General features: G+C 71.6%; 14 protein-coding genes. 8 read left to right on the top strand and 6 right to left on the bottom strand.

Annotated features, from left to right (window positions below):
• Window positions 1-25: 25 nt before the first annotated feature.
• Window positions 26-1,348 carry a TolC family outer membrane protein gene (locus YS110_02635; GenBank protein UJB63734.1) on the top strand — a complete coding sequence of 441 codons (1,323 nt, stop codon included), beginning with the start codon at window positions 26-28 and terminating at the stop codon, window positions 1,346-1,348.
• Here YS110_02635 and YS110_02630 read toward each other — a convergent pair.
• From YS110_02630 to YS110_02620, 3 genes are all read right to left on the bottom strand, one after another.
• Window positions 1,326-3,623, bottom strand: a complete 2,298-nt coding sequence (locus YS110_02630) for an EAL domain-containing protein (protein UJB63733.1) — start codon at window positions 3,621-3,623, stop codon at window positions 1,326-1,328. The genes YS110_02635 and YS110_02630 overlap by 23 nt on opposite strands.
• A 100-nt stretch (window positions 3,624-3,723) precedes the next feature.
• The gene (locus YS110_02625; protein ID UJB67324.1) at window positions 3,724-5,019 is read right to left on the bottom strand and encodes a 3-deoxy-D-manno-octulosonic acid transferase; all 1,296 of its coding nucleotides are present in this window, start codon (window positions 5,017-5,019) and stop codon (window positions 3,724-3,726) included.
• A gap of 1 nt (window position 5,020) precedes the next feature.
• Window positions 5,021-6,409, bottom strand: coding sequence for a phosphomannomutase/phosphoglucomutase (locus YS110_02620; protein UJB63732.1), 1,389 nt, complete (start codon window positions 6,407-6,409; stop codon window positions 5,021-5,023).
• Window positions 6,410-6,535: 126 nt separating this feature from the next.
• Between YS110_02620 and YS110_02615 the strand changes: the two genes are divergently transcribed.
• From YS110_02615 to YS110_02600, 4 genes are all read left to right on the top strand, one after another.
• Window positions 6,536-8,014 carry a helix-turn-helix domain-containing protein gene (locus YS110_02615; protein UJB63731.1) on the top strand — a complete coding sequence of 493 codons (1,479 nt, stop codon included), beginning with the start codon at window positions 6,536-6,538 and terminating at the stop codon, window positions 8,012-8,014.
• 61 nt (window positions 8,015-8,075) lie between these two features.
• A complete protein-coding gene (locus YS110_02610) occupies window positions 8,076-8,606 on the top strand; it encodes a methylated-DNA--[protein]-cysteine S-methyltransferase (protein ID UJB63730.1) in 531 nt (176 codons plus the stop codon).
• Window positions 8,603-9,511, top strand: coding sequence for a DMT family transporter (locus YS110_02605; protein ID UJB63729.1), 909 nt, complete (start codon window positions 8,603-8,605; stop codon window positions 9,509-9,511). Before YS110_02610 ends, YS110_02605 begins: the two co-directional genes overlap by 4 nt.
• Before the next feature lie 76 nt (window positions 9,512-9,587).
• A complete protein-coding gene (locus tag YS110_02600; protein UJB63728.1) occupies window positions 9,588-12,902 on the top strand; it encodes an EAL domain-containing protein in 3,315 nt (1,104 codons plus the stop codon).
• A gap of 260 nt (window positions 12,903-13,162) precedes the next feature.
• On the opposite strand, the gene YS110_02595 is transcribed toward YS110_02600, so the two are convergent.
• From YS110_02595 to YS110_02585, 3 genes are all read right to left on the bottom strand, one after another.
• Window positions 13,163-15,055, bottom strand: coding sequence for a propionate--CoA ligase (locus tag YS110_02595; protein ID UJB63727.1), 1,893 nt, complete (start codon window positions 15,053-15,055; stop codon window positions 13,163-13,165).
• Window positions 15,056-15,172: 117 nt separating this feature from the next.
• Window positions 15,173-16,294: an ATP-dependent 6-phosphofructokinase gene (locus YS110_02590; protein UJB63726.1), complete on the bottom strand. Its 1,122-nt coding sequence runs from the start codon at window positions 16,292-16,294 to the stop codon at window positions 15,173-15,175.
• Between the two features lie 189 nt (window positions 16,295-16,483).
• Window positions 16,484-17,086 carry an isochorismatase family protein gene (locus YS110_02585; GenBank protein ID UJB63725.1) on the bottom strand — a complete coding sequence of 201 codons (603 nt, stop codon included), beginning with the start codon at window positions 17,084-17,086 and terminating at the stop codon, window positions 16,484-16,486.
• 181 nt (window positions 17,087-17,267) lie between these two features.
• Here YS110_02585 and YS110_02580 point away from each other — a divergent pair, with 181 nt between their 5' ends.
• The 3 genes from YS110_02580 (at window position 17,268) to YS110_02570 (ending at window position 18,707) form a co-directional block, all read left to right on the top strand.
• On the top strand, window positions 17,268-17,810 hold the full coding sequence (locus tag YS110_02580) for a C40 family peptidase (GenBank protein ID UJB63724.1): 543 nt from the start codon (window positions 17,268-17,270) through the stop codon (window positions 17,808-17,810).
• Window positions 17,811-17,934: 124 nt separating this feature from the next.
• A complete protein-coding gene (locus YS110_02575; GenBank protein ID UJB63723.1) occupies window positions 17,935-18,192 on the top strand; it encodes a GlsB/YeaQ/YmgE family stress response membrane protein in 258 nt (85 codons plus the stop codon).
• 32 nt (window positions 18,193-18,224) lie between these two features.
• A complete protein-coding gene (locus tag YS110_02570; GenBank protein ID UJB67323.1) occupies window positions 18,225-18,707 on the top strand; it encodes a hypothetical protein in 483 nt (160 codons plus the stop codon).
• The last annotated feature ends 36 nt before the right edge of the window (window positions 18,708-18,743 follow it).

Below are 18,743 nucleotides of genomic sequence, written 5' to 3'. Positions count from 1 at the left end.
GACCTCTTCCGCTGGAAGGACCTCCATGACCCCGTTCCGCCGTCTCCCCCTTGTGCTGGCCCTGGCCGCGCTGGCCTGCTCCGCACAGGCGCAAAGCCTGCTGGCCCTGGTGGAACAGGCCCGTGGCTACGACGCCGCCTGGCAGTCCGCCAAGGCGCAGATGGACGCCGCCGCCAGCCGCGCCGAACAGGCGCGCGCCGGCCTGCTGCCCAGCGCCGGCCTGTCGGCCGGGGTGTCCACCGCGCGCACCGAGGTCAGCCGCCCGGAGATCAACCTCACCACGCCGAACCGCAACGTCACGCTGTCGGCCTCGCAGCCGCTGTACCGGCCGGCCAACCGCATCGGCTACGCGCAGGGGCAGCGCGGCATCGACGTGGCCCAGGCGCAGCTCGACGCCGCCACGCAGGATCTGCTGGTGCGCGTGAGCCAAGGCTATTTCGACGTGCTGGCCGCGCAGGACACGCTGGCCTTCGTGCGCGCGCAAAAGGCCGCGGTGGAGGAACAGCTCGCGGCGGCCAAGCGCAATTTCGAGGTCGGCACCAGCACCATCACCGACCAGCGCGAAGCCCAGGCACGCTACGACATCGTCGTCGCGCAGGAAATCGCGGCCGAGAACGACCTGCACGTCAAGCGCCTGGCGCTCGACCAGCTCGTGGGCCGCACCGGCATCGCCCCCCTGCCCCTGGCCCAGCCCGTGCAGTTGCCTACCGATGCAGCGGGCGACGTGGCCGAGTGGGTGGAGAAATCGCAGGCGCAGCAGCCCGCCGTGCGCCAGGCCACCGTGGCGCTCGACATCGCCCAGCTGGAAACGCAGAAGGCCCGCACCGGCCACCTGCCCACGGTGGACCTACAGGCCGGCTACGCCATCAACCACTACCCCAAGGGCACCATGACGGCCCAGGGCCTGAACCAGCGCAACACCACGGCCAGCGTGGGCGTGGCGCTGAACCTGCCGCTGTTCGCCGGGTTCGCGGTGCAGAACCGCATCCAGGAAACCCTGGCGCTGGAGGAAAAGGCCCGCGCCGACCTGGAGGGCGCGCGCCGCGCCGTGGCCCAGGGCACGCGCGCCGCGTTCTTCGGCGTGCAGTCGCTGCGCAGCCAGGTCAAGGCGCTGGAGGCCGCCGAGGCGTCGAGCCAGAGCGCGCTGGACGCCAACAAGCTCGGCTACCAGGTAGGCGTGCGCATCAACATCGACGTGCTCAACGCCCAGAGCCAGCTCTACCAGACCAAGCGGGACCTGGCCGTGGCACGCTACAACCTGCTCATGGGCCAGTTGAAGCTGCGCCAAGCGGCGGGCACGCTCGCGCTGGACGACGTGAAGGCCATCAATGCGTTCCTGGCACAGTAGGCGCCTGTTCCTCGGTCAGCGCCAGCGGGCGCGCCTGTAGCTGCTCCGCGGGCATCGGGCGGCCCAGCAGGTAGCCCTGCAGGTAATCGCAGCCCTCGGCCTGCAGGATGGCGCGCTGCAGCGCCGACTCCACCCCCTCGGCCACGACCTGCAGGTGCAGGCTGTGCGCCATGGAAATGATGGCCCGCACCAGCGAGTGGTTGCGGCTGCCCTCCTGCAGGTTCATGACGAAACTGCGGTCGATCTTCACCGTATTCAGATGGAAGCGCGCCAGATAGCTCAGCGATGAATAGCCGGTGCCAAAGTCGTCGAGCGACAGGCCTACGCCCGCATCATGCAGGCGGTGCAGCAGCGCGGGCAGGTTCTCCTGGTCGCTGGCCAGCAGGGTCTCGGTCAGTTCCAGCTCGATGGCGCGCGGCGGCAGTCCGTGGCGGTGCAGGAGCATGTGCAGCAAGGCCTCGAAGCCCGGGTGCGCGAACTGGCGGGCCGAGACGTTGATGCTGACCACCGGGGCGTCCCAGCCCTGTGCGCGCCACTGCGCCACCTGGCGGATGGCCTCTTCGAGCACCCACGCGCCGACCTCCAGGATCAGCGCGGACTCCTCGGCCACGGGAATGAAGCGCCCCGGCGACACCCAGCCCAGTTGCGGGCTCTCCCAGCGCAGCAGCGCCTCGGCCTTGGTCAGGCGGCCGGTGCGGGCGCAGTAGATGGGCTGGTAGTACAGGCGCAGCTCGCCCTGCGCCACGGCCTGGCGCAGCGCGGCCTCGATGCGCAGCGAGCCGGCCAGGCGCTCGTCCATGCCCGCGTCGAAGAAGCACCAGCCGCTGCGCCCCCGCGCCTTGGCCTCGTACATGGCGACTTCGGCGCGCTGCAGCAGCACGCTGGCCGCCAGCGCCTCCTTGCCCGGAAACGCCACGCCGATGCTGGCGTCGAGCTTGAACGCCATGCCCGCATGGCGGAAGTCCCGCCGCACGGCGTGCAATATGGCCTGCGCGCGCGCCTCCACCTCCAGCACGCTCGCCAGCGACTGCAGGCGCGGCATGACCAGCGCGAATTCATCGCCGCTCAGGCGCGCCAGCAGGTCCCCGGGCTGCAGGTGCGCCAGCAGGGCCTGGGCGGTCTCGCACAGCACCTGGTCGCCGAAGGTATGGCCCAGCGTGTCGTTGACCTTCTTGAAATGGTCCAGGTCGATCAGCAGCACGGCGCAGTACGTGCCCTGGTGCCGGCCCGCCCACAGCAGGGCATCGAGCTGCTGCTCCAGGAAGCGCCGGTTGGCCAGCCCGGTGAGCTGGTCGGTGTTGGCCTGCTGCAGCCGCTCCTCCTCGGCCTTCTTGCGTTCGCTCAGGTCGCGGATCTGCGCCAGGATTACCCGGTAGCCCAGGTCCATGTGGCTGGACAAGATCACCTCCGCGGGAAACGGCGCCCCTTGCGCCGGTGTGATGGAGCGCTCCAGCCGGATGGGTTCGTGCAGCGGGGTGGACTCAGCCAAGGCATTCACCTTGCGGGCAATGGCATCGGCTTCGCCCTGGTCGGCGGCCAGCAGCGGCACGCTGCGCCCCACCAGGCTGGCGGGCGAGGCCACACCGGCGAGCTGCGCGAAGCGCTCGTTGCAGAACACCACCTTGCCGTCGAGCCTGCGCGCCACCAGCGCATCGGGCAGGTGGCGCAGCACGTTGCGCAGGCGCTGGCTCGACAGGTGGATGGTGGCGTCGATCAGCGCCAGGCCCAGCAGCGCGCTCGACACCCCGTTCACCACCACGGCCAGCGGGCTCTGGAACGGCGTGCCGACGGTGTGCAGCTCGGCCACCGCGGCGAGGCACGCCAGTGCCTTGACGGCGAACGCCATGCCCGCCGCCTTGTAGCCCATGGCCAGGAGAAAACGGGCCGAGACGCCATAGGCCAGCACCATCAAGGCCAGCACCAGCAGCCGCCCGGCCATCTGGCTGCCGCCGAAACCGACGGCGGCCACGGCCAGCGCGATGCCCAGCGCGCGCAGCGCGAGCACCCGCCAGCCGCGCAGCCGTCCGCGCAGCGACTCCGCGGCCGCGTGCAGCGTGGCGATGAACAGCCCCGTCAGCAGGGTGGATACCAGGCCGAGCCAGGCCTGCGGCTGCAGCATGAAACGGTAGCCCGTCCAGGACGCTCCCGCCAGCGCCAGGTGGGCGATGCCCCACAGCAAGGCGGCATGGTTCTGCCGCGCGGCGTTCCAGCAGACGAGAAACGCGACCCCGAGCATGGCCACGGTGGCGACCACTATGTCATGCAAGGGGATCATGGTGTTGCCTGGTGCACGGGAAATACGGGAACCGGGGTACCGCAAGAAACGGGCCCATGCCGCAAGGCGCCAGCCTGCGCGAAAACCGTGTGCGCATGGCTCATCGGCCCAACAGGCGGCGCGCGGCGTCGGCCGTGGCCTGCGCCGCCCCGCGGTGCGCCTGGGCAAACTCCAGGGCGGCTGTGCGCGCCGCGGCCAGCGCCCCGGCATCGCACGCCAGCATGTACGCGGCATCCACGCCCTGCGCCATGCCGGCCACGCGGCGGGCCGCTCCGGCGGCGCAGGCCTTCTGCGCCGCTTCGGCAAAGTTGAAGGTGTGCGGCCCCAGCACCACGGGGCAGGCGCAGGCCGCGGCTTCGATGAGGTTCTGCCCCCCGAGCGGCGCGAAGCTGCCGCCGAGCAAGGCCACGTCGGCCAGGCCGTAGTACAGCGCCATTTCGCCCAGGCTGTCGCCCAGCCAGACGTCGGCCTGCGGCGGCGCGCCCTGCCAGCGACTGCGCCGCGCCACCGACAGGCCCGCCGCCCGCAGCATCGCCTCCACGGCATCGAAACGCTGCGGATGGCGCGGCACGATGAGCCACTGCACTTCCGAATTGATAGCTGCTGGCGCTTGCCCCATAAGGGCTGGAGCCGTTTTTTGCTTGAAAATCTCGAGCCACAGGGCTTCCTCGCCCTCGCGGCTGCTGGCCAGCAGCACCACGGGCCGCGCCTGCATGGCGCGCCAGGCGCGGCCCTGCGCGAGTTGGGCGCCGTCGGGCTCGACGTCGAACTTCAGGTTGCCGAAAACCCCCTGCACGGGCGCGCCCAGCGTGCGCAGGCGCTGGGCGTCGGCCTCGGTCTGCGCCCACACCGCCACCAGGCCCCGGTAGGCCGGGCGCGCCAGCCAGCCCAGGCGCTGCGCCTTGCGCAGCGAGGTGTCGTTCAGGCGCGCATTGGCCAGCGCCAGGGGAATGCCCTGGCGGCGGCACGCCGCCACCAGGTTCGGCCAGACCTCGGTTTCCATGAGGATGCCCAGCGCCGGGCGGAACTGGCGCAGAAAGCGCTGCACGGCAGCGGGCGTGTCCCAGGGCTGCCAGACCTGTACGTCGCCCGGCTGCAAGAGCTTGGCGCCTTCGGCGCGGCCAGTGGCCGTGCCGTGGGTCAGCAGCAGGCGCATGCCGGGCAGCGCGCGCCGCAGCGCGGCCAGCAGGATGGCGGCGGCGCGCGTTTCGCCCAGCGAGACGGCGTGCACCCAGACGAAGCCGGAACCCGCGGGCTGGCCGTAGCGGCCGAAGCGCTCCTCCACCGCCACGGCATAGCCCGACTCAGCCACGGCGCGGCGGCGCAGCTTACGGCGCAGCAACGGCTGTGCGGCCCAGGTCAGGGTGCTGTAGAGCCAGCGCACGGCAAGGGCCAGGTCAGTGTGCGGCGCTGCCCACCTGCGCGCCGGGCTTCACGCGCTCCAGCAGCGCGCGCATGTGCGCCTCGATGCGTTGCAGCGCCTCTTCCGTGTGGCCCTCGAAGCGCAGCACCAGCACGGGCGTGGTGTTGCTTGCGCGGATCAGGCCGAAGCCGTCGGGCCAGTCCACGCGCAGGCCGTCGATGGTGCTGACCTGCGCGGGCGCGGCGAAGGCCTCGCCCGCAAGAGCCTGCAGCGCGGCCGTGAGCTGGTGCGGCTCGCCCTCGGCGCACTGCACGTTGAGTTCGGGCGTGGAGTGGCTCGTGGGCAGGGCGTTGAGCACGGCGCTGGGGTCGTTGCTGCGGCTCAGGATTTCCAGCAGGCGGCAGCCCGCGTAGGTGCCGTCGTCGAAGCCGTACCAGCGCTCCTTGAAGAAGATGTGGCCGCTCATCTCGCCGCCCAGGGGCGAATCCACCTCCTTCATGCGCGCCTTGATGAGCGAGTGGCCCGTCTTGTACATCAGCGGCTGCCCGCCAGCCGCCTGGATGGCGGGCGCCAGGCGCTGCGTGCACTTCACGTCGAACAGGATGGTGCCGCCCGGCACGCGCGAGAGCACGTCCTGCGCGAACAGCATCATCTGGCGGTCGGGGAAGATGTTCTGGCCGTCCCTGGTGACGATGCCCAGGCGGTCGCCGTCGCCGTCGAAGGCCAGGCCCAGCTCGGCGCCGGTGCCCTGCAGCGCGGCGATCAGGTCGCGCAGGTTCTCGGGCTTGCTCGGGTCGGGGTGGTGGTTGGGGAAGTTGCCGTCCACCTCGGAGAACAGCTCGACCACCTCGCAGCCCAGCGCACGGAAGATGCCGGGCGCCGACGCACCCGCCACGCCGTTGCCGCAGTCCACCACGATCTTCATCGGGCGCGCGAGCTTCACGTCGCCCACGATGCGCTGCACGTAGGCGGGCAGCACGTCGGCCTGGCGCACGCTGCCGCCGGGGGCGAGCTGCCAGGACTCCGCTTCCATCGTGCGGCGCAGTTGCTGAATGTCCTCGTCATGGATGGCGCGGCCGGCCAGCACCATCTTGAAGCCGTTGTAGTCCTTGGGGTTGTGGCTGCCCGTGATCTGGATGCCGCTCTGGCACAGCGTGGCCGCCGCGAAGTACAGCATGGGCGTGGTGCACAGGCCGATGTCGATGACCTCGACGCCGCTTTCCACCAGGCCCTGGATCAGCGCGGCCGACAGCTCCGGCCCCGAAAGGCGGCCATCGCGCCCCACGGCCACCACGGTCTGCCCCTGGGCCCGCGCGGCCGTGCCGAAGGCGCGCCCCAGGCCCAGGGCCACGGCGGCGTTCAGGGTGCTCGGAACGATGCCGCGGATGTCGTAGGCCTTGAAGATGGTGGGCGAGATCTGCACGGGGAATCCTGTCGTCGAACGCTGGAAAGAAGCCGCGCATTGTAGGCCGCCGCCTACACCTGGAGAGCCAGGCACATGTCCGGAAACGGCGCGCCCGCAGGCAGGCCGCAACCTATCATCCGCTTCATGCCCACCCTGCCTCCCGCCGACGATGACGACGCCCGCTACCTCGCCCTGAAGGCGCGCGATGCGCGCTTCGACGGGCGCTTCTTCACGGGTGTGACCTCCACCGGCATCTACTGCCGCCCGGTCTGCGCCGTGCGCACGCCGCGGCGCGAGAACTGCCGCTTCTTCGCCCTGGCCGCGCAGGCCGAGCACGCGGGCTTCCGGCCCTGCCTGCGCTGCCGGCCGGAGCTGGCGCCGCAGGCGCTCGCCTGGTCGGTGCAGGACGCGGGCGCCATCCTCGTGCGCCAGGCCCTGCGCCTGCTCGACACGCCGCAGGCCGGCAGCCCGCTGGAAGGCGGCGCCCTGGTGGCGCAACTGGCCGCCCGCCTGGGCGTGAGCGACCGCCACCTGCGCCGCCTGTTCGAGGCGGCGCTCGGCATCTCCCCGCTGCAGTACCTGCAGACGCGGCGGCTGCTGGCGGCCAAGCAGTTGCTGACCGACACCTGCCTGCCCGTCACCCAGGTGGCGCTGGCCAGCGGCTTCGCCAGCGTGCGGCGTTTCAACGCCGCCTTCGTCCAGCACTACGGACTCAATCCCACGCAATTGCGGCGCACGGGCCCGGCGGACCCGGGGCGCAGCCGCCCGGTGCGCCTGGGCTACCGCCCGCCGTACGACCCTGCGGCGCTGCTCGCCTTTTTCGCCGCGCGGCAAATCCCCGCCGTCGAGGCGGCCGATGCGCTGGCGCTGCGCCGCACGGCGCGGCTGGCCTGCGGCGGCGGCGAGCACACGGGGTGGCTCGAAACCGCCTTCGATACGGCGCGCAGCCTGGTGGCGCTCTCGGTGAGCGACAGCCTGCTGCCCGTGCTGCCCCAGGTGATCGCCCGCGTGCGCGCCATGCTGGACCTGGACGCCGACCCGGCCGCCATCGCCGCCGTGCTGCATGGCGACTTTCCCGAGGGCGACGGCCTGCGCGTGCCCGGCTGCTTCGACGGCTTCGAGCTGGCGGTGCGCGCCGTCCTCGGGCAGCAGATCACGGTGGCGGCGGCGCGCACCCTGGCGCAGCGCCTGGTGGAGCGTTTCGGCACGCCCATCGAAACGCCCTGGCCCGGGCTGAACCGCCTCTTCCCGGCCCCCGCCGTGCTGGCCGCCGCCGAGGGCGAGGCCCTGGGACAGCTGGGCATCGTGCGCCAGCGCCAGGCCGCCATCGTGGCGCTGGCGCGCGCCGTGAACACCGGCCAGATCGCCCTGCATGCCCATGCCGACGTGCCGGCCACCACGGCGGCGCTGTGCCAACTGCCCGGCATTGGCGACTGGACGGCACAGTACATCGCCATGCGCGCCTTGCGCTGGCCCGACGCCTTCCCCAGCGGCGACGTGGCGCTGCACAAGGCCCTGGGCGTGCAAGGCACACGCCAGCCCGCCCGCGCCGCGGCCGAGGCGGCGCAGGCCTGGCGGCCGTGGCGCAGCTACGCGGTGGTGCGCGCCTGGGCCACGCTCTGAGCAACAGAAGGCCCTGCCCGGCACGCCGGGCCCATTTAGTATGTAATCAAAGGATTCCGCCATGCACTATCCCCCCGACACCGTTCAAGGCCGCTGCACTTCGCCGCTGGGCGAAGTGCGCCTGGCCGCCTCGTCCCAGGGGCTCGTGGGCCTGTGGTTCGACGGCCAGCGCCATCTGCCGGCGCAGCTCGACGGGCCGGGCGCCTGGCCCGCCGCCGACGCCCACCCGGTGCTGCGCGAGGCGGCCCGCCAGCTGCAGGAATACCTGGGCGGCACGCGCACGCGCTTCGACCTGCCGCTGGACCTGCACGGCGGCACGCCCTTCCAGCAGGCGGTGTGGCAGGCGCTGTGCGCCATTCCGCGCGGCCGCACCACGAGCTACCTGGCCATCGCGCAAGCGCTGGGCAAGCCCGCCGCCGTGCGCGCCGTGGGCGCCGCCGTGGGCCGCAACCCGGTGAGCGTGGCCGTGCCCTGCCACCGGGTGCTGGGCAGCGACGGCAGCCTCACGGGCTATGCCGGCGGGCTGGAGCGCAAGCGCGCGCTGCTGCGGCTCGAGGACGCCGCCACTCCCCCACCTTCCACCCCTTCATGACTGCATCCACCGCCACGCCGGCCCCTTCCTGGCTCGGGGAGTTCCTGCTGCTCTCCGCCCTGTGGGGCGCTTCGTTCCTGTTCATGCGCCTGGGCGCGGCCGAGTTCGGCCCGCTGCCCACGGCCGGGCTGCGCGTGGCGCTGGCGGCGGCGTTCCTCTGCCCCATCCTGCTGCGCCAGGGGCAATGGCCGGCGCTGCGCCGGCACTGGCGGCCGATCCTGGTGGCCGGGCTGATCAATTCGGCCATCCCGTTCGCCTTGTTCGCCTGGGCCGTGATGCACATCGCCACCGGGCTGACCTCGATCCTCAATGCCACGGTGCCGCTGTTCGGCGCCCTCGTGGCCTGGGCCTGGCTCGGCGACCGCATCAACCGGCTGCGCTGGCTCGGCCTCGCGCTGGGCTTCGTCGGGGTGGCGCTGCTGGCCTGGCGCGCGCCCGGGGGCGTGGGCGCCGGGGGCACCCACGCGGGCTGGGCCCTGCTGGCCTGCCTGCTGGCTTCGACCTGCTACGCGGTGGCCGCCAGCTACACGCGGCGCTACCTGGCAGGCGTGCCCGCCCTGGCATCGGCCACGGGCAGCCTGCTGGGCGCGGCCCTGGTGCTGGCGCTGCCCACCCTGTGGTTCTGGCCCGCCACCATGCCGGGGCCGCGCGCCTGGGGCGCGGTGGCCGCCATCGCCGTGCTGTGCACGGGGATCGCGTACATCATGTACTTCCGCCTGATCGCGCGCGTCGGCTCCAGCCGCGCGCTGGCCGTGACGTTCCTGGCGCCGGTGTTCGCCGTCGTCTACGGCATGCTGTTCCTGGGTGAGCGCGTCACGCCGTGGATGCTGGGGTGCGGGCTGGTCATCGTCTGCGGCACGCTGCTCTCCACCGGCCTGGTCACCTGGCGCACGGGGGGGCGCTGAAGCGGCTCGTCAAGCCGTGCATGCACCAAGCCGCGGTGCGCCGCAGGCCCCCGTGCGCGCCTCTACACTTGCAGCCATGGACATGGCATGGGCGAGGCAATGGTGGCGGCGGCTGGCCACGCGGTGGCGCGGCGCGCCCCATGGCGATGCCGGCGCGTGCGCACAAGGGTACGCACAAGAGCGCGAGCAGGCGCTGCTGCTGGCCATGCAGGCCCTGGGGTGCGGCTACTGGGAGTGGGACCTGGACAGCCGGCAACTGCGCTTCCAGGGCGAGTTCTTCCGCCAGTTCGGCGTGTACGAGCAGCCCGCCGAGGCCGTCCAGGCCTACTGGGACGGCCTGCGCCACCCCGACGACGCCGCGCTCCTGCACCCCTATCTCGCCACCGCCCGCACGGGCGCCGTGGCGCTGTTCGAGTCGGAGTGCCGCGTGCGCGACCTGGACGGCCAGTGGCATTGGGTGCTTTCGCGCGGGCGCGTGGCGCAGCGCGACGCCCAGGGCCGCCCCCTGCGCTTCGTGGGCATGACGCAGGACGTGACGCAGCAGCGCGCGGACAAGGAGGTCCTGCGCGCATCGGAGGCCAAGTCCTCCGCCATCTACCAGATGCTGCCCGATCCCGCGGGCATCACGCGCCAGTCCGACGGGCGCTACATCGACGTCAACGCCGCCTTCTGCACGCTGTTCGGGCACCCGCGCGACGCCTGGCTGGGCCGGACTTCGACGGAGATGGGCATCTGGGCCACGCCCGACGAGCGCGCGCGCCTGCTGCAGGCCCTGCAGCGCGACGGCTACGCCACCCGCCTGCCGCTGGTGGCGCGCAGCGGCGAGCGGCTGGTGCCGGGCCTGATGTCGGCCCAGCCGCTGCAGCTCGACGGCGAGGACTGCCTAGTCTTCGTCTTCCACGACATGACGCAGGAGCAGCGCACGCGCGACGAACTGCTGGCCGTCAACGGCCTGCTGCAGCAGGCCGGCCGCCTGGCGCGCCTGGGCGCCTGGGAGGACGGGCCGGACCAGGGCATCGTCTACTGGTCCGACGTGTGCTACGAAATCCATGGCCTGCCCCTGGGCGCGCCGCTGCCGCGCGACTACATCGACACCTACGTCGCCCCGCCCTGGCGCGAGGCCATGCGCGCCAAGTTCCTGGAATGCATCCGCCACGGCATCGACTGGAGCATCGTGATGCAGGTGGTGCGCGCCGACGGCGAGCGGGTCTGGGTGCGCGCGCGCGGCGAGCCGGTGGTGGAAAACGGGCGCCTGGCGCGCATCCGCGGCGTGATGCAGGACATCGACGAAGCCAAGCGCGCCGAGGAACAGTTGCGCCAGTCCGAGGAGCATTTCGCGCGCATCTTCCAGTTGGTGGACCAGCCCATGGGCATGGTGCGGCGCAGCGACGGCCACTACCAGATCGTCAATCCCGCGTGGGAGGCGCTCACCGGCATCGCGCAGGACGAAGCCCTGGGCCGCAACGCGCTGGAGCTGGGCCTGTTTGCCCCCGGGGACCGGGCGGACATGCTCGCCGCCATGGCGTCCAGCGGCCAGCTCAGCGACTACGAAATCACGCTGACGGCGCGCGGCGGCACGCGGCGCACCGTGCTGCAGTCCCTGCGCGAGGTGGACTACTACGGCGAGCCCTGCTGGCTGTTCTCGGCGCACGACATCACCGAGCGCAAGCGTGGCGAGGAGCGCGTGCGCGAACGCGAGGAGCTGCTCTCGCTCACCGTGTCCGCCGCGTTGCTGGGCCTGTGGGACTGGGACCTGCACACCGGCCTGATCGGCGGCGACGCGCGCTGGCGCGCCATGACCGGCCGGCAGGACGCCGCTTCGCCCAGCTGGAGCGCGGGCCTGGCGCCGGAGGACATCGAGCGCGTGCAGGCCGAGGTGCAGCGCCACGCCGGCGCGCCCGCCACGCCGTTCGACGTGACTTGGCGCGTGGCCCTGCCCCAGGGCGGCGCGCGCTGGATCCGCAACATGGGCAAGATCGTCGGCCACGACGCCCAGGGCCAGCCCGCGCGCATGCTGGGCGTGAGCCTGGACGTGACGCGCCAGCGCGAGCAGCAGGAGCAACTGCAGCGCCTGGCGCACTTCGACGCCCTCACCGGCCTGCCCAACCGCGTGCAACTGGCGCAGCGCCTGCAGGACACCATGGAAAAGGCCCGCGCCAGCGGCACCCAGCTGGGCGTGGCCTACCTCGACCTGGACGGCTTCAAGCCCGTGAACGACAAGCTGGGCCACGGCGCCGGCGACCGCCTGCTGGTGATCGTGGCGGCGCGGCTGACGCGCGCGCTGCGCCCCACGGACTGCGTGGCGCGCCTGGGCGGCGACGAATTCGTCATCCTGCTGCCCGGCCTGAAGACGCGCGAGGGCTGCGAGCAAAAGCTCCAGCAGCTCATGGCCCATATCTCGGCGCCCTACACGCTGGAGTCCGAGCGCGTCGGCATCACCGCCAGCATCGGCTACACCCTGTACCCCGAGGACGACGCCGACGCCGACACCCTGCTGCGCCACGCCGACCAGGCCATGTACCAGGCCAAGCAGAACGGGCGCAACCGCTTCCACGGCTTCGACGCCCTGCTGGCGCGCAGCCAGCGTGAGCAGCACCTGCAGATCCAGCGGCTGCGCCAGGCGCTGGCGCACGGCGAGTTCACGCTGTACCTGCAGCCCCAGGTGGACATGGACAGCGGCGCGGTGGTGGGCGCCGAGTGCCTGGTGCGCTGGCGCCACCCGCAGCAGGGCGTGCTGGCGCCGGGCGCCTTCCTGCCGGGCCTGGAGGGCACCGAGCTGGAGATTCCGTTCGGCGAATGGGTGTTCGCCGAGGCACTGCGCTGCATCGCCACGCTGCGGCGCCAGGGCCTGGCGCTGCCGCTGGGCATCAACATCGCCGCGCGGCACCTGCAGCAGCCGGGCTTCGCACGCTGGATCATGGGCTGCCTGGACAACCACCCGGACGTTCCGGCGGCGCTGGTGAAGCTGGAGGTCACAGAAAGCGCGGCGCTGTACGACGTGGAGCACGTCGCCGGGGAACTGGCGCAACTGCGCGCGCAGGGCATCTCGGTAGCGCTGGACGACTTTGGCACCGGCTACTCCTCGCTGACCTACCTGCGCCGCCTGCCCATGGACACTCTGAAGATCGACCAGAGCTTCGTGCGCGACATGCTGGTGGACCCGGGCGACCTGGCCATCGTTCAGGGCGTGGTCGGCCTGGCACGCTCGTTCGGCCTGGGCGTCATCGCCGAAGGGGTGGAAACCGCCCAGCAGGGCCAGCGGCTGCAGCAGCTGGGCTGCCCCCTGGCCCAGGGCTACTACATCGCCCGGCCCATGCCGCTGGAGGATTTCGCCCACTGGGCCGCACACTGGAAACTGCCCGCAGGCTGGCGGGCAGAAACACCCCCCTGAGCGGCTACGCCGCTTCCCCCCGCTCTCGCGGTGCTGCGCGCTGCGGGCAGGGGGGCAACGCCCGCGCGGCGGGGCGGCCCTTGCGCGGCGTCCGCTGGCCTGGGCTGCGCCGGTTTCACAGGCCGTGGGTGGCGCCATGGATCACTGAGATACAAAAAACCCCACAGGCGCAGGCCTGCGGGGTTTCAAGCATTTTTGGGCCCCAGCCCTTATCCGGCAAGCGCTGGCAGCTCCCCTTTCAGGAGCAAACCAGCACCTTCTCAGCTGATCAGGTCCTTGATCTGCTGCAGCGCGGCCGGGTCTTCCATGGTGGTCAGGTCGCCCGGGTCGCGGCGCTCGGCCACGGCCTGCAGGGCGCGGCGCAGCAGCTTGCCGCTGCGCGTCTTGGGCAACACGGTGACGAAGTGCACGCGCGCCGGGCGCGCCACGGCGCCGAGCTGGCCGTCCACCACCTTCATGACCTCGGCCTCCAGCGCGGCGCGCGCCTCGGGCGTTTCCAGGCCGGTGGCGTTGCGCGGCACGGCGAAGGCCAGCGCCACCTGGCCCTTGAGCTGGTCGGCCACGCCCACCACCGCCACTTCGGCGATGTTGGCGTGCGAGGAGATGCATTCCTCGATCTCGCGCGTGCCCAGGCGGTGGCCGGCGACGTTGATCACGTCGTCGGTGCGGCCCAGGATGAAGTAGTAGCCGTCGGCATCGCGGATACCCCAGTCGAAGGTGCTGTAGACCAGGCGGCCCGGAATGCTCTTCCAGTAGGTGTTGACGAAGCGGTCGTCGTCGCGCCACACGGTCTGCAGGCAGCCGGGGGGCAGCGGGCCCTCGATGGCGACCACGCCCTTCTGGTTCGGCGCCGTCAGCTCCTCGCCCGTGGCTTCGTCGATCAGCTTGACGTTGTAGCCGTACACCGCCTTGCCCGGGCTGCCGAAGCGCGAGGCCTGCTGCTCCACGCCATTGCACAGCGTGAGGATGGGCCAGCCGGTCTCGGTCTGCCAGTAGTTGTCGATGATGGGCACGTTCAGCGCGCCGCTGATCCAGGTGGCCGTGGGTTCGTCCAGCGGCTCGCCCGCCAGCCACAGCGCCTTGAGGCTGCTGATGTCGTGCTTGCTCAGGTACGCCGGGTCCTGCTTCTTCAGCACGCGCACCGCCGTGGGCGCCGAGAACATGTGCGTGACCTTGTACTTCTCCACGATGCTCCACCAGATGCCGGCGTCGGGCCGGACCGGCAGGCCCTCGTAGAGGATGGTGGTCATGCCGGCGATCAGCGGGCCGTAGATGATGTAGCTGTGGCCCACCACCCAGCCGATATCGCTGGTGCAGAAATAGGTGTCGCCCGGGTCCGCCTGGAAGATGTGGCGCATGCTCGACGCCAGCGCCACGGTGTAGCCGCCGGTGTCGCGCTGCACGCCCTTGGGCTTGCCGGTGGTGCCGCTGGTGTACAGCGTGTAGCTGGGCTGGGTGGACTCGACCCACGCGCAGGGCACCTGCGTGTCCATGTGCGAGGCGCGCAGGGTGGCCCAGTCGTAATCGCGCCCGCCGCGCAGGTTGGCCGGGGCCAGGCCCCGGTCCACCATCAGCACGGCGGCGGGCTTGTGCGCCGACAGCTCGATGGCGTCGTCGAGCAGCGGCTTGTAGGGCACCACCTTGCCGCCGCGCGAGCCGGCGTCGGCGCTGACGATGACTACCGGCTGCGCGTCCTCGATGCGCGTGGCCAGCGACGACGAGGCAAAGCCGCCGAACACCACCGAATGGATGGCGCCGATGCGCGTGCAGGCCAGCATGGCGAACGCGGCCTCGGCGATCATCGGCATGTAGATCAGCACGCGGTCGCCCTGCTTCACGCCCAGCGCCTGCAGGCAGGCGGCCATGCGCTGCACTTCCTGGTGCAGCTCGGCGTAGCTGTAGGCGCGCTCGGTGTTGGTTTCGGTGGAGATGGCCACCAGCGCGTTCTGCTGGCCGCGCGCGGCCAGGTGGCGGTCCACGGCGTTGTGGCACAGGTTGGTGGTGCCGCCGACGAACCACTTGGCGAACGGCGGGTTGCTGTAGTCGCAGACCTGCTGCGGCGGCGTCTGCCAGTCGATCAGGCGGGCCTGCTCGGCCCAGAAGGCGTCGCGCTCGTCGATCGAGCGCCGGTGGAAGTCGGCGTAATGCGGCATGGTGGGGGTCTCCTTGGGGCCTCTGCCCGTCTGGGGGACGGGTGATTTGAATTCATAATTATTCATGACGGCCTTGCGGGAATCTGACGATGCCCGCGCCTCCCCCCGGCCCGGGCCTCAGTCGCCCAGCGCAATGCCCAGGTCGCGCGCCGTCTGCAGCGTGTCGCCGTCCAGCGGCACGCCCTTCATGCGCCCCGCCACCTCGGCCAGCGGCACGTATTCCACGTTGGGAAACGCCAGCGACACCATGACGCCCGAGAGCCCGCCTTCCAGCGCGCGCACCGCCGCCGCGCCGAAGCGCAGCGCCGCGAGCCGGTCGAAGGCCGTGGGCGAGCCGCCGCGCAGCAGGTGCCCGAGCACCACCACGCGCGCGTCCTTGCCGGTGGCGCGGGCCAGCTCGCGCGCCACCTGCTCGCCCATGCCGCCGAGCCGCTCGGCGTGGCCGGCCTCGGCGGGCGCCATGAGCGCGCGCTCGCCCGCGCGCGCAAACGCCCCCTCGGCCACGACGACGATGGAATACATGCGCCCCAGCGCATCGCGGTGGCGCACCTTGGCGGCCACGCCCGCCAGGTCGAACGGAATCTCGGGCAGCAGGATGGCGTGCGCGCCCCCGGCAATGCCCGCGTGCAGCGCGATCCAGCCCGCATAGCGCCCCATTACCTCCACCACCATGATGCGCTGGTGGCTCTCGGCCGTACTGTGCAGGCGGTCCAGGCATTCGGTGGCGAACGACACAGCGGTGTCGAAACCGAAGGTGGTGACGGTCTTGTCCAGGTCGTTGTCGATGGTCTTGGGCACGCCGACCACGCGCAGGCCCTTGCGCCCCAGCTCGTGGGCGATGGCGAGCGAGCCGTCGCCGCCCACGGTGACCAGCGCGTCGATGCCCTCGCGCGCGAAGGCGGCGAGCAGTTCGTCAGAGCGGTCGGTCTCGCGCAGGCTGCCATCAGGCTGGCGCACCGGGAACTGGAACGGATTGCCCTTGTTGGTGGTGCCCAGAATGGTGCCGCCCAGGTGCGCGATGCCGCGCACACGCTCGTGCGTCAGCGGCACCAGGCCGCCCTGCGGGTAGCGCTCGGGCAGCAGCAGGCCGTTGTAGCCGTCGCGGATGCCCACGCATTCCCAGCCACGGCGCTGCGCCGCCGACACGGTGGCACGGATCACGGCGTTCAGGCCCGGGGCGTCGCCGCCGCCGGTGCTGATGGCGATGCGGCGGATGGGTGCTGTCGTCGGTGCGGTCATGCCCGGCCTTCCTCTCTTTATCTCAGTTTTCCATGGCGCTGCGCGCCACCCCCGGCCCATGAAACCGGCGCGGCCCCAGCGAGGGCAGCCGAGCAAGGGCCGCCCCGCAGCGAGGGCTGCGTCCCCCTGCCCGCATGGCGCAGCCATGCGAGAGCGGGGGGAAGCCGCGCAGCGGCTCAGGGGGGTGTTTCACTTCACAAGCCCCAGCATGTCCTTGAACGCCGGGTGCTCGCACGAGCGCAGCCACTCGAACAGCACCATCTCGGTGGTCACCAGCTCGGCGCCGGCGCCGGCCAGGCGGTCGAAGGCGGCGTCGCGGTTGCGCTCGGTGCGCGAGCCGCAGGCGTCGGTCACCACCCACACGTCGAACTCGTCCTCGACGAGCTGCAACGCCGTCTGCAGCAGGCACACATGGGTTTCGCAGCCGGCGATGACGATGGCCTGGCGCTCCGGCGCCGGGGCCTGGGACTTTTGCAAGTGCTTGGGCAGGCTGCGTGCATTGCCGCCTTGCGGCTTGGCCGGGGGGCGCAGCCACTCGCCCAGGCCTTCCTCGGTGGCGCTGAAATGCATCTTCGCCAGGGTCTTTTGGCACAGCGCGCGCAATGCAGCGTCATTCGGCCCGAGGCGCGAGGGGTTCTGCTCCGTGCCCCACACCGGCACGTCGAGCAGTTGCGCCACCCGGGCCAGGCGCAGCGCGTTGGCCAGCACGGCGGCGCCTTCGTGGATCGCGGGCATCAGGCGTTCCTGGTAGTCCACCAGGACCAGCTGGGATTCTTCGGCGTCAAGCAGCATGGGGATTCTTTCTTTCGCAAACGGGCAACAAGCGACCATTGTCGCCCACCCCACGCCCATGCTGGCAGGGCGTTTCGGCCACGGGTAAACCCTGAAAGGCGGGAACAAGGGGCCTGATGCATGTCAAATTTACGGACGGTTGCGCTGGCCAGGGCGGCATGGCGTGGTACCCTCGCGCCCCATGTCCAGATGGTTATGCCTCCTCCTGCTGGTATGCGCCTCCGCCCACGCGGCGCCCGACACGGCACCCAGCGACGATTCCATGTCCCGCTTCCTGCACGAGAAAGCGCTGCTGGTGCAGTTCGAGGAAATGCGCAGCAACGTGGCCGGCCGCACGTCGGACCTGGTCGTCAGCGCCATGGGCTTCCTGGGCGTGCCCTACCGCCGTGGCGGCAACAGCGCCGAGACGGGCTTCGACTGCAGCGGCTTCGTGCGCGCCATGTACGAGCAGACCGTGGGCCTGATCCTGCCGCGCAACGCCTCGCAGCAGGCCAAGGCCACCGAGGTCATCGACAAGCAGGACCTGCAGCCCGGCGACCTGGTGTTCTTCAACACCATGCGCCGCACCTTCAGCCACGTGGGCATCTACGTGGGCGAAGGCAAGTTCATCCACGCGCCGCGCAGCGGCTCCCAGGTGCGCGTGGAAAGCATGGACGAGTCGTACTGGCGCCTGCGCTTCAACGGCGCGCGCCGCGTCACCCCCGAGGCCCTGGCACGCCAATAGGCGCTCCCAACGCCTCCCCCGCACCGCAGGCCCGTTCAGGGCCTGTGTGCTTTTTGGGGCGCGCCCTGCAGCGCCGCGCGCAAATGCGTACAGTCGGGGCCTTTACGACTTTGCAGGAACCCCCATGCTCTCTCTCCTGGGCACTCTCATCGTGGGCTTCATCGTGGGCCTGATCGCACGCGCGCTCAAGCCCGGCGACGACAAGCTGGGCATCGTCATGACCTCGCTGCTGGGCGTGGCGGGCGCGTTCGTCGCCAACTACGCGGGCACCGCGCTGGGCTGGTACCGCGAGGGCGAGGTGGCGGGCTGGATCGCCTCGGTGGTCGGCGCCATCGTGCTGCTGGCGCTCTACGGCCTGGTCAAGGGCCGCGCGGGCCGCTGACGATGGCGGCCAAGGCCCCCGACGCGCGCCAGATGGCGGCCGATTCGCCGCCGCTGCTGGCCGCCGTGGAGCGCAGCCGCAAGCTGCTGCACCGCCGCGCCCTGGTGGCCGCCGCCGCCGGGGTGGTGCCCGTGCCGGGCCTGGACTGGGCGGTGGACGCCGCCCTGCTCTCGCGCCTGATTCCGCGGATCAACGCCGAATTCGGCCTGACGCCCGCGCAGATCGACCGGCTGGCGCCGCAGCAGCGCGAGCAGGTGCAGAAGGCCGTGGCGCTGGTGGGCTCGGCGCTGATCGGCAAGTTCATCACGCGCGAGCTGGTGCTGCGCACCGCGCAGGCCGTGGGCCTGCGCCTGTCGGCCCAGCAGGCGGCCAAATACGTGCCGCTGGCGGGCCAGGCCGCCTCGGCCGCGCTGGGCTATGCCACGCTGCGCTACCTGGGCGAGCAGCACCTGCGCGACTGCGTGCGCGTGGCGCAGGCGGCGGGGCTGGCGCTGCCCGCGCCACCAGGCGCCTGATATTTATCCTTTCAAATCAGGCGCAAAGCCTTTGCT

The organism is Acidovorax sp. YS12 (assembly GCA_021496925.1).
Taxonomy (GTDB): Bacteria; Pseudomonadota; Gammaproteobacteria; order Burkholderiales; family Burkholderiaceae_C; genus Paenacidovorax.
This window is presented reverse-complemented; position numbering and strand designations above follow the sequence as displayed.

Bases quoted from the DNA above. Each gene is read 5' to 3' on its own strand.
- YS110_02575 (UJB63723.1), top strand. From the start codon at position 17,935: ATGCTCTCTCTCCTGGGCACTCTCATCGTGGGCTTCATCGTGGGCCTG.
- YS110_02585 (UJB63725.1), bottom strand. From the start codon at position 17,086: ATGCTGCTTGACGCCGAAGAATCCCAGCTGGTCCTGGTGGACTACCAG.
- YS110_02570 (UJB67323.1), top strand. From the start codon at position 18,225: ATGGCGGCCGATTCGCCGCCGCTGCTGGCCGCCGTGGAGCGCAGCCGC.
- YS110_02590 (UJB63726.1), bottom strand. From the start codon at position 16,294: ATGACCGCACCGACGACAGCACCCATCCGCCGCATCGCCATCAGCACC.
- YS110_02595 (UJB63727.1), bottom strand. From the start codon at position 15,055: ATGCCGCATTACGCCGACTTCCACCGGCGCTCGATCGACGAGCGCGAC.
- YS110_02605 (UJB63729.1), top strand. From the start codon at position 8,603: ATGACTGCATCCACCGCCACGCCGGCCCCTTCCTGGCTCGGGGAGTTC.
- YS110_02600 (UJB63728.1), top strand. From the start codon at position 9,588: ATGGACATGGCATGGGCGAGGCAATGGTGGCGGCGGCTGGCCACGCGG.
- YS110_02615 (UJB63731.1), top strand. From the start codon at position 6,536: ATGCCCACCCTGCCTCCCGCCGACGATGACGACGCCCGCTACCTCGCC.
- YS110_02580 (UJB63724.1), top strand. From the start codon at position 17,268: ATGTCCAGATGGTTATGCCTCCTCCTGCTGGTATGCGCCTCCGCCCAC.
- YS110_02635 (UJB63734.1), top strand. From the start codon at position 26: ATGACCCCGTTCCGCCGTCTCCCCCTTGTGCTGGCCCTGGCCGCGCTG.
- YS110_02630 (UJB63733.1), bottom strand. From the start codon at position 3,623: ATGATCCCCTTGCATGACATAGTGGTCGCCACCGTGGCCATGCTCGGG.
- YS110_02610 (UJB63730.1), top strand. From the start codon at position 8,076: ATGCACTATCCCCCCGACACCGTTCAAGGCCGCTGCACTTCGCCGCTG.